We start from the raw sequence: 8,418 nt of genomic DNA, 5'->3' as shown, positions 1-8,418 counted from the left end.
CATGCGCGCGCTGCGCCCGGCCGGGCGGGCGGTGCTGGTGGGCATGGCCGCCGAGCAGATCACCATCCCGGTGCCGCTGCTGCAGACCCGCGAGCTGGTGCTGACCGGCACGTTCCGCTACGCCAACACCAGGCCCACCGCCATCGCGCTGGCGTCGAACCGGGAAGTGGACCTGGACCGGCTGGTCACGCACCACTTCGGGCTCGCCGAGGTGCCCGCGGCGCTCACCGCGGGCGCGACCGACCCGAAGGCGGTGAAGTCCGTGGTGCTGCCGCAGCGTTGATGCCGGTGGAGCGCGGATCGCCGCTAGCGGGTCGCTGCGCCGCCGTCGGAGCTCGCCTTCGAGTCCTTCGGCGCCGCACCATCCGTCGGCTCCGCAGCATCCTCCGGCGCCGCGGCATCAGGCGCCTCCGATTCCTGCGCGGCGGTTTCCCCCTCGCCGGCCTTGGCGGCGGCCCGCGCTTCGGCCCGGCGGACCCGGGCAGGGGTGGCGGCCGCGGCCCGCTCCTCGCTGAAGTTCGACGGCAGCTTCTTCAAGTGCTTGCTCATCGAGCGGATCAGGAACGCCACCGCGATGCCGAACAGGATCAGCAGCAGCAGGCCGACCGGGGAGGACTTGCCGAAGTCCTCCCCTTGCCCACCCGGATCCTGCGGCGGTGGTGGAGCCTGCGCGACCACGAAGGTCAGCGCCTCGTTCATGCCGACACCTTCTCCCGCACGCCGGAGAACAGGTCGTCCTCCGGCAACGTCGTATCGACCAGCGAGCGAACCAGCTCGTAGTCCTCGGTCGGCCACAGCGCCCGCTGGATGTCCGGCGGGACGGCGAACCAGCGGCTGTCCGGATCGATCTGGGTGGCGTGCGCGCGCAGCGCGTCGTCCCGCTGCTCGAAGTATGCCCCGCACTCCACCCGGGTCGTGACCCGCTCGTCCGGGTCGGGCCGGTCCCGCTCGTCCCACCTGGCCAGCCACTCGCCGTAGGGCGATTCGACACCGCGCTCCAGCAGCGCGTCGTGGAACAGCTGCATCTTCTTCCGGGAGAAGCCGTGCGAGTAGTACAGCTTCAGCGGCTGCCACGGCTCGCCCGCCGCCGGGTGCAGGTCGGGGTCGGCCGCCTCGTCGAACGCGGTCATCGAGACCTCGTGGCAGCGGATGTGGTCCGGGTGCGGGTAGCCGCCGCTCTCGTCATAGGTGATCAGCACGTGCGGCTGGAACTCGCGGATGACGCGCACCAGGTCGGCGACCGGGCCGACCTGGTCGATCGTGGCGAAGCAGCCCTCCGGCAGCGGCGGCAGCGGGTCGCCCTCCGGGAGGCCGGAGTCGACGTAGCCGAGCCAGTGGTGCCGGACACCGAGGATCTCCGCGGCGCGGGCCATCTCGGTGCGGCGGATCTCCGGCATGTTCGCGAGCACGTCCGGGCGCTCCATGGCCGGGTTCAGGATGCTGCCCGCCTCACCCCCGGTGCACGTGACGACCATCACGTCGTGCCCCTCGGCGGCATAACGCGCGGTGGTCGCCGCCCCCTTGCTGGACTCGTCGTCCGGGTGCGCGTGCACCGTCATCAGACGCAGCTTCTCGGCCATCGCCAGGCTGTTCCTTCCTGCTCCCAGTCGCACCGGCCCCGCTGACCGCCGGCCGGACACCCCGGGGATACTCAACGAGGGTGCCGACACCCATTGTTCCCAATGCGCCGAAAACCCTGGGCGGCCGGGGAGGCATCGCCCGGACCGGGCACCCCCGTTGGGAGCACGGAACAGGAAGGCGGCGACGGTGAGCAGCCAGCAGGTCCCGGAAGGGCGGTACGGCTCGCGCGAGCGCAGGCCGGACCGGCCGCGGGTCCGATGGGCGCTCGGCGCGTTGACCGCGCTGGTGCTGATCGGCGCCTCCGTGCTCGCCTACACCAACCTCGGCAGCCCGCCCATCCAGGGCAAACAGGCCGCGTTCCAGGTGCTCGACGACAGTTCGGTGCACGTCACCGCGGAGGTGCAGCGCGACGATCCGCGCCGCCCGGCGGAGTGCGTGATTCGGGCGCTCGGCGTTTCCGGCGCGGAGACCGGCCGCAAAGAGATCTACATCCCGCCGGCGACCGACACGGTCCGGCAGGAAACGGTGGTGCGCACCTCGGAACGGCCGATGACCGGCGAGGTGTACGGCTGTACATACAACGTTCCCGAATATTTGTCCACCCTCCGGCGGCCAACCGGGTGAAGCGTCGTGCGCACCGCGGGATACTGCTTAAATGCACTCCATCGGTGGGCCGATTCGTGCTATCGTCGAGGGCAGCACGGCCCCGCGCGGGCCGTGTTTTTCCGTTCTGGCAGTAGCCGGAATGCGCTGAGGACGGGAAGTTGTCGGCCCGCGGATGGCGGGTCGCCGTCGACGAGGAGTGGTGACCGTGAGCGATACCCAGGTGACCTGGCTGACCCAGGATGCTTACGACCGGCTCAAGGGTGAGCTGGACGAGCTCGTGGCCTACCGCCCGGCGATCGCCGCGAAGATCAACGAAGCCCGGGAGGAAGGCGACCTCAAGGAGAACGGCGGTTACCACGCCGCCCGCGAGGAACAGGGCCAGTACGAATCCCGGATCCGCCAGCTGCAAGAACTGCTGCGCACCGCCAAGGTCGGCGACGTCCCGACGGAGTCCGGCATCGCCAAGCCCGGCTCGGTGCTGACCGTCCGCTTCGACGGCGAGGACGAGACCGAGAAGTTCCTGCTGGCCACCCGCGAGGAGGGTGCGCACGGCGAACTGGAGGTCTACTCGCCCAGCTCCCCGCTCGGCCAGGCGCTGCTGGAGGCCAAGCAGGGCGAGACCCGCGAGTACGAGCTGCCCAACGGCGGCACCATGAAGGTCACGCTGGTGGAGGCCGAGCCGTTCCTCGGTTGACCCGCGGGCGGTGCGGGTGCGGCCCCGCGCCCGCACCGCGCTATTGCTGACCGGTCGGTTTTCCGACCGGTCTTTTTCTCGATCCGCTTTTCGGACAATCGCGAGTTCGCGGAACGACCGGTGGTGGATTCCTCGGCATTGCGGGGAATTAGCGGAATCGATCTGGGCGCCGCCCCCGCTGCGGTCCGCGCGGGCGCGGCGCGGTTTTTGATCGGCGCTCGCCGCGTTCCGGCCCCAACGATCTCGAACCAATTCGGGCCCGCCGGCGAGCGCATCGCGCGCCCGGTGCGCTGATCCACCCGGCTTATCCCGGCACTCATCCATTGGTGCCGGATCCGGTTACGTTGCGCAGTCGCGTTTCGCGCAGCGCTGAGCGGTCACTCCGCCTCGGCGATCCGCTCCAGCAGCGGCCGGAACCGCGGCGGCACCGGCGTGGACAGCGCGATCGAAGTCGAGGTCCGCAGCACGTGCGGCACCGCCACGACCTCGTCGACCACCCGCTGCAGGTCCGCGTTGGAGCGCGCCACGATGCGCACGAACAGATCCCCTTGGCCGGTGGTCGCGTGCACCTCGCACACCTCGCCGATCGCCGCCAGCTTCGCGGCGACCGCGTCCCGCCTGCCCTGCGCGATCTCCAGCACCGCGAACGCGGTGAGCCCGTAGCCCATTTCGGCCAGGTCCAGGTCCGGCGGGAACCCGCGCAGGATCCCGCTGCGCTGCATCCGGTCCATCCGCGCCTGCACGGTCCCGCGGGCGACGCCGAGCCGCCGGGAGCACTCCAGCACTCCCAGCCGCGGCTCGTCGGCCAGCAGCAGCAACAACCGGGCGTCCAACGAGTCCATTCCGCACCTGCACAACCTGCTCGGAGTTCCGCGGTTCGCCGCGGCCATGCTGGACAACTTGTCCAGTGTTCTCGACGGCGATTGCTCAGGATGCCCGACGGGCCCACGCTGGCGCAGCAGCGCCGTACCAGCGAGGAGGACATCGTGACCACTGTGGACCCGCACGGCACCGAGCACGTGGGCACCGGCGAACTCGATGACGTCACCTTCGACCAGATGCAGCGGCTCGTCGGCCTCGTCGAGCACGACGACAGCCGCGACCCGTTCCCGGTGCGGGCGATGGACGCGGTGGTGTTCGTCGTCGGCAACGCCACCCAGAGCGCGCTGTTCTACCAGGTCGCGTTCGGCATGGAACTCGTCGCCTACCGAGGCCCGGAGCAGGGCGAACGGGACCACAAGTCGTACGTGCTCAAGTCCGGGTCCGCGCGGTTCGTGCTCAACGGCGCGGTCGATCCGGACAGCCCGCTGGCCGACCACCACCGGCGGCACGGGGACGGTGTCGTGGACATCGCGCTGGAGGTCGAGGACGTGGACCGCTGCGTCGAACACGCCCGCGCGCAAGGGGCGCGGGTGCTCGAGGAGCCGCACGAGGTCTCCGACGAGCACGGCACGGTGCGCACCGCCGCGATCGCGGCCTACGGCGAAACCAGGCACACGCTGCTCGACCGCAGTCGCTACACCGGCCCCTACCTGCCCGGTTACGCGCCCCGCAGCGGCGGCTACGTCAAGCCCGAAGGAGCCCCGAAGCGGCTGTTCCAAGCCGTGGACCACTGCGTCGGCAACGTCGAACTGGGCCGGATGGATGAGTGGGTGTCGTTCTACAACCGCGTGCTCGGGTTCGTGAACATGGCCGAGTTCGTCGGCGACGACATCGCCACCGAGTACTCCGCGCTGATGAGCAAGGTCGTCGCCAACGGCAACCACCGGGTGAAGTTCCCGCTCAACGAGCCTGCGGCGGGCCGCAAGAAGTCGCAGATCGACGAGTACCTGGAGTTCTACCGCGGCGCGGGCTGCCAGCACATCGCGCTGGCCACCGGCGACATCCTGCGCACCATCACCGCGATGCGGGCGGCGGGCGTGGAGTTCCTGGCCACGCCGGACTCCTACTACGACGACCCGCAGCTGCGGGCGCGGATCGGCCAGGTGCGGCTGCCGATCGAGACGCTGAAGGAGCACGGCATCCTCGTCGACCGGGACGAGGACGGCTACCTGCTGCAGATCTTCACCAAACCGATCGGGGACCGGCCGACGGTGTTCTTCGAGCTGATCGAGCGGCACGGTTCGCTCGGCTTCGGCAAGGGCAACTTCAAGGCGCTGTTCGAGGCGATCGAGCGCGAGCAGGAGCTCCGCGGCAACCTCTGAGTCCGATCGGGCGCCGCGCGGGCGTGTCGGCAAGCTCGCACATCCGGCGAAACCGTCCGATGATCCCGAGTGAGCGGACCGTTGGACCGATCTTGCGGGGCGAACGGTCCGCTCACTCCGGCACGACCACACCGGCCCGGATGGCGCGCGGGCGTGTCGGCCGGGGGCCGAGTGCTCAGCGCTTCGCCACGACGGTGAAGCCCGCACTGGACAGCTCCGAGACCACGTGCTCGCGGTGCTCCGGCCCGCGCGTCTCCAAGCTGACCTCCACGTCGACCTCGCCCAGCGCCAGCGCCCCGGAAATCCGCGAATGCTCGATGTCCAGCACGTTCGCCGCCAGATCGCCTAGCTGCGCGACCAGCCCGGCCAGCGAACCCGGCCGGTCCGGCAACCGCACCCGCAGCGACAGGTACCGGCCCGCGGAGGTCATGCCGTGCTGGATGAGCTGCAGCAGCAGCACCGGGTCGATGTTGCCGCCGGAAAGGACCGGCACCGCAGGCGGGACGACCAGGTCCGGACGCTCCAGCAGCCCGGCCACCGCGGCCACCCCGGCAGGCTCGGCGACCAGCTTCATCCGCTCCAGGCACAGCAGCAGCGCCCGGGACAAGGACTGCTCGCTGACCGTGATGACCTCGTCGGCGAACGCCGACACGTGCTCGAAGGTCACCGCGCCCGGCTCGGCGACCGCGATGCCGTCGGCCATCGTGCGCGTGTCGGTGACCCGCACCGGATGCCCGGCGGCCAGCGAACCCGGCCAGGCCGCGGCCTGCTCCGCCTGCACCCCGATCACCCGGACCTCCGGGCGCAGGGCCTTCACCGCGGCGGCCACCCCGCCGAGCAGACCGCCGCCACCGGTCGGCACCAGGATCGTGCCGACCTGCGGCAACTGGTCCAGGATCTCCAGCCCGACCGTGCCCTGCCCGGCCAGCACCGCGGGGTGGTTGAAGGGGTGGATGAACTCGGCGCCGGTGCTGTCGGCGTATTGCGTGGCGAGCGCGAGCGTCTCGGACAGCACTCCGCCCTCCGCCCGCACGGTCGCGCCGTAGGACTGCGTCGCCGCGAGCTTCGGCAGGGTGGCGCGTTCCGGCATGAACACCGTGGAGCGAATGCCCAGCAACGACGCGGCCAGCGCCACGCCCTGGGCGTGGTTGCCCGCGCTGGCGGCCACGACACCGGCCGCGCGCTGCCGCTCGGTCAACTCCAGCAACCGCACGTATCCGCCGCGCAGCTTGAACGACCCGGTGCGCTGCAGGTTCTCGCACTTCAGGAAGTCTTCGCCGCCGACCTGCTCGGCGAGCACGCGGGAATGCTCCAACGGCGTGCGGCGGATGACGCCTTCGAGCTCCTCGGCGGCCGCGCGCACCCGGTCCAGGCTGATCAGCATTCTTCCATCGTGCACCAGCGCGAATCGCGACCGCTGCGCGAGGTGTTGGGTACGCTCGGAGGGCACCTGATCGTCCGGACTTCGACCGCGGCGCTCGACCGGCGCCGGCGGCACGCCAGGCGCCGACGCTCGAAAGGGCACTGGTCCGCACGGCGCCACTGGTCCGCAAGGCGCCACTGGGAGGACGCATGACCTCGGCGACAGCCTCGACGGGCACGGTCCGGCTGGTCGGCGGGATCGCGGTGGCCACGATCCTGTCCGGGACCGCGGTGCTGGTGGTGGCTCAGGCGGGCTGCGACGACCCGGGCGGCTACGCCCCTCGCGAGGAGGGCGTCACCGAACTCGTCGGCGGCTGCGTCGGGCCGGAGGACCTGCCGATCGCACCCGAGGTCGAGTCCGGCCGGCACCCGCTCGTTCCCACCAGCAACCCCGCGGTAGCGCCCTGACCTGCACGAACAGGGAATCGCGCGCTGGCAGCCCGCACGCACTTGAGCGCACGGGTCGCCGCGGCGATCCGCTCAGAGCGCGGCGAGCAAGTCCTCGACGAGGTCGTCCGGGTCCTCGATGCCGACCGACAGCCGCACCAGCTCGGCGGGGACCTGCAGCACCGAACCGGCGGTGCTCGCGTGCGTCATCTGCCCCGGGTGCTCGATCAGCGACTCCACGCCGCCGAGCGATTCGGCGAGGGTGAACAGCCGGGTCCGGGCGCACACCTCGAGCGCCGCCTGCTCGCCGTCGACGTGGGTGAACGAGACCATCCCGCCGAAGCCGCGCATCTGCTTGGCGGCGACCTCGTGGCCGGGGTGTTCCTCCAGGCCCGGGTAGTAGACCTTGGCGACCTTCGGGTGCCCGTGCAGCGCGTTGACGATCCGCTCGGCGTTCGCGCTGTGCCGGTCCATCCGGGCGGCCAGCGTCTTGAGTCCGCGCAGCGTCAGCCAGGCGTCGAACGGGCTGGGCACCGCGCCCGCGCTGTTCTGCAGGAAGGCCACCTGCGCGGCGAGCTCGTCGGAGGAGGTGAGCACCGCGCCGCCGACCACGTCGGAATGCCCGCCGAGGTACTTCGTGGTCGAGTGCACCACCGCGTCCGCACCCAGCTCCAGCGGCCGCTGCAGGTACGGCGAGGCGAACGTGTTGTCCACCACCAGCTTCGTGCCCGCGTCGCGCGAGAGCTGCGCCAGCGCGGCGATGTCGGCGATGTTCAGCAGCGGGTTGGTCGGCGTCTCCACCCAGATCAGCTTCGTCTCCGGGCGCACCGCCTGCCGCACCGCCCCGGCGTCCGAGACCGGGACCGGGGTGTACTGCACGTCCCAGCCGGTGAGGACCTTGTCGATGAGCCGGTACGTGCCGCCGTAGGCGTCGTCCGGGATGATCACGTGGTCGCCGGGGCGCAACGTCGCGCGCAGCACCGCGTCGCTGGCCGCCATCCCGGAGGCGAAGGCCGCGCCGTGCTTGGCGCCCTCCAGCGCAGCCAGGCATTCCGCCAGCGCGGTGCGAGTGGGATTGCCGGTGCGCGAGTACTCGTAACCCGCTCGCTGGCCGCCGACACCGTCCTGCGCGTAGGTGGAGGTGGCGTGGATCGGCACGATCACCGAGCCGGTGGCCGGGTCGGGTTCCTGGCCCGCGTGGATCGCGCGGGTGGCGAAGCCGTCACTCATGTGCAGCAGCGTACGGGCCCCTTCGGCGGATGGCGCCCGGCAGGTCCGAGCGCACCCGAAGCGGTGATCTCCACGACGACGGCCCCCGGCGAACCGGGGGCCGCGGCGTTGGAGCGCTCAGCTCACAAGGGGTGCTGCGAAGGCTTGATCACCACTGCGGGGGCTGCTGCCCGTACTGCTGCTGCGGGTAGCCGCCCTGCTGCGGTGGCTGGCCGTAGGGATTGCCGTACGGGCCGGGCTGTCCGTAGCCGGGCTGGGGCTGGCCGGGCTGGCCGGGCTGGGGCTGGCCGGGTT

At 71.3% G+C, this 8,418-nt stretch carries 9 protein-coding genes and 1 pseudogene; 5 read left to right on the top strand and 5 right to left on the bottom strand.

What is annotated here, in order from left to right; translation table 11 throughout:
* Positions 1–283 (top strand): annotated as a pseudogene (locus tag IJH84_RS20585) (NAD(P)-dependent alcohol dehydrogenase); the annotation flags it as partial.
* A gap of 23 nt (positions 284–306) precedes the next feature.
* On the opposite strand, the gene IJH84_RS20580 reads toward IJH84_RS20585, so the two are convergent.
* Entirely contained in the window at positions 307–699 is a 393-nt protein-coding gene (locus tag IJH84_RS20580; protein WP_295147786.1) for a hypothetical protein, read from the bottom strand.
* A complete protein-coding gene (gene mca / locus IJH84_RS20575) occupies positions 696–1,580 on the bottom strand; it encodes a mycothiol conjugate amidase Mca (protein WP_295147783.1) in 885 nt (294 codons plus the stop codon). Before mca ends, IJH84_RS20580 begins: the two co-directional genes overlap by 4 nt.
* 187 nt (positions 1,581–1,767) lie before the next feature.
* Between mca and IJH84_RS20570 the strand changes: the two genes are divergently transcribed.
* Together IJH84_RS20570 and greA are read left to right on the top strand one after the other, a co-directional pair.
* Positions 1,768–2,205, top strand: a complete 438-nt coding sequence (locus IJH84_RS20570) for a DUF4307 domain-containing protein (RefSeq protein ID WP_200069305.1) — start codon at positions 1,768–1,770, stop codon at positions 2,203–2,205.
* 187 nt (positions 2,206–2,392) lie between these two features.
* On the top strand, positions 2,393–2,881 hold the full coding sequence (greA, locus tag IJH84_RS20565) for a transcription elongation factor GreA (protein ID WP_295147779.1): 489 nt from the start codon (positions 2,393–2,395) through the stop codon (positions 2,879–2,881).
* Positions 2,882–3,258: 377 nt separating this feature from the next.
* On the opposite strand, the gene IJH84_RS20560 is transcribed toward greA, so the two are convergent.
* Positions 3,259–3,723 carry an Lrp/AsnC family transcriptional regulator gene (locus IJH84_RS20560; RefSeq protein WP_200069303.1) on the bottom strand — a complete coding sequence of 155 codons (465 nt, stop codon included), beginning with the start codon at positions 3,721–3,723 and terminating at the stop codon, positions 3,259–3,261.
* A gap of 216 nt (positions 3,724–3,939) precedes the next feature.
* Here IJH84_RS20560 and hppD point away from each other — a divergent pair, with 216 nt between their 5' ends.
* Entirely contained in the window at positions 3,940–5,085 is a 1,146-nt protein-coding gene (gene hppD, locus IJH84_RS20555) for a 4-hydroxyphenylpyruvate dioxygenase (protein WP_295147789.1), read from the top strand.
* Positions 5,086–5,260: 175 nt separating this feature from the next.
* Here hppD and ilvA read toward each other — a convergent pair whose 3' ends face one another.
* Positions 5,261–6,469: a threonine ammonia-lyase gene (ilvA, locus tag IJH84_RS20550; protein WP_295147775.1), complete on the bottom strand. Its 1,209-nt coding sequence runs from the start codon at positions 6,467–6,469 to the stop codon at positions 5,261–5,263.
* A 188-nt stretch (positions 6,470–6,657) separates the two neighbouring features.
* Between ilvA and IJH84_RS20545 the strand changes: the two genes are divergently transcribed.
* Positions 6,658–6,915, top strand: coding sequence for a hypothetical protein (locus tag IJH84_RS20545; RefSeq protein WP_295147773.1), 258 nt, complete (start codon positions 6,658–6,660; stop codon positions 6,913–6,915).
* A gap of 72 nt (positions 6,916–6,987) precedes the next feature.
* Here the strand turns inward: IJH84_RS20545 and IJH84_RS20540 are convergent, their stop codons facing one another.
* Positions 6,988–8,124, bottom strand: coding sequence for a cystathionine gamma-synthase (locus IJH84_RS20540; protein WP_200069300.1), 1,137 nt, complete (start codon positions 8,122–8,124; stop codon positions 6,988–6,990).
* Positions 8,125–8,418: the final 294 nt, after the last annotated feature.

Source organism: Saccharopolyspora sp., from assembly GCF_017434145.1.
GTDB lineage: Bacteria > Actinomycetota > Actinomycetes > Mycobacteriales > Pseudonocardiaceae > Saccharopolyspora_C > Saccharopolyspora_C galaxeae.
The sequence above is the reverse complement of the archived record's forward strand: the minus strand, read 5'-3'. Positions and strand labels throughout refer to the sequence as shown.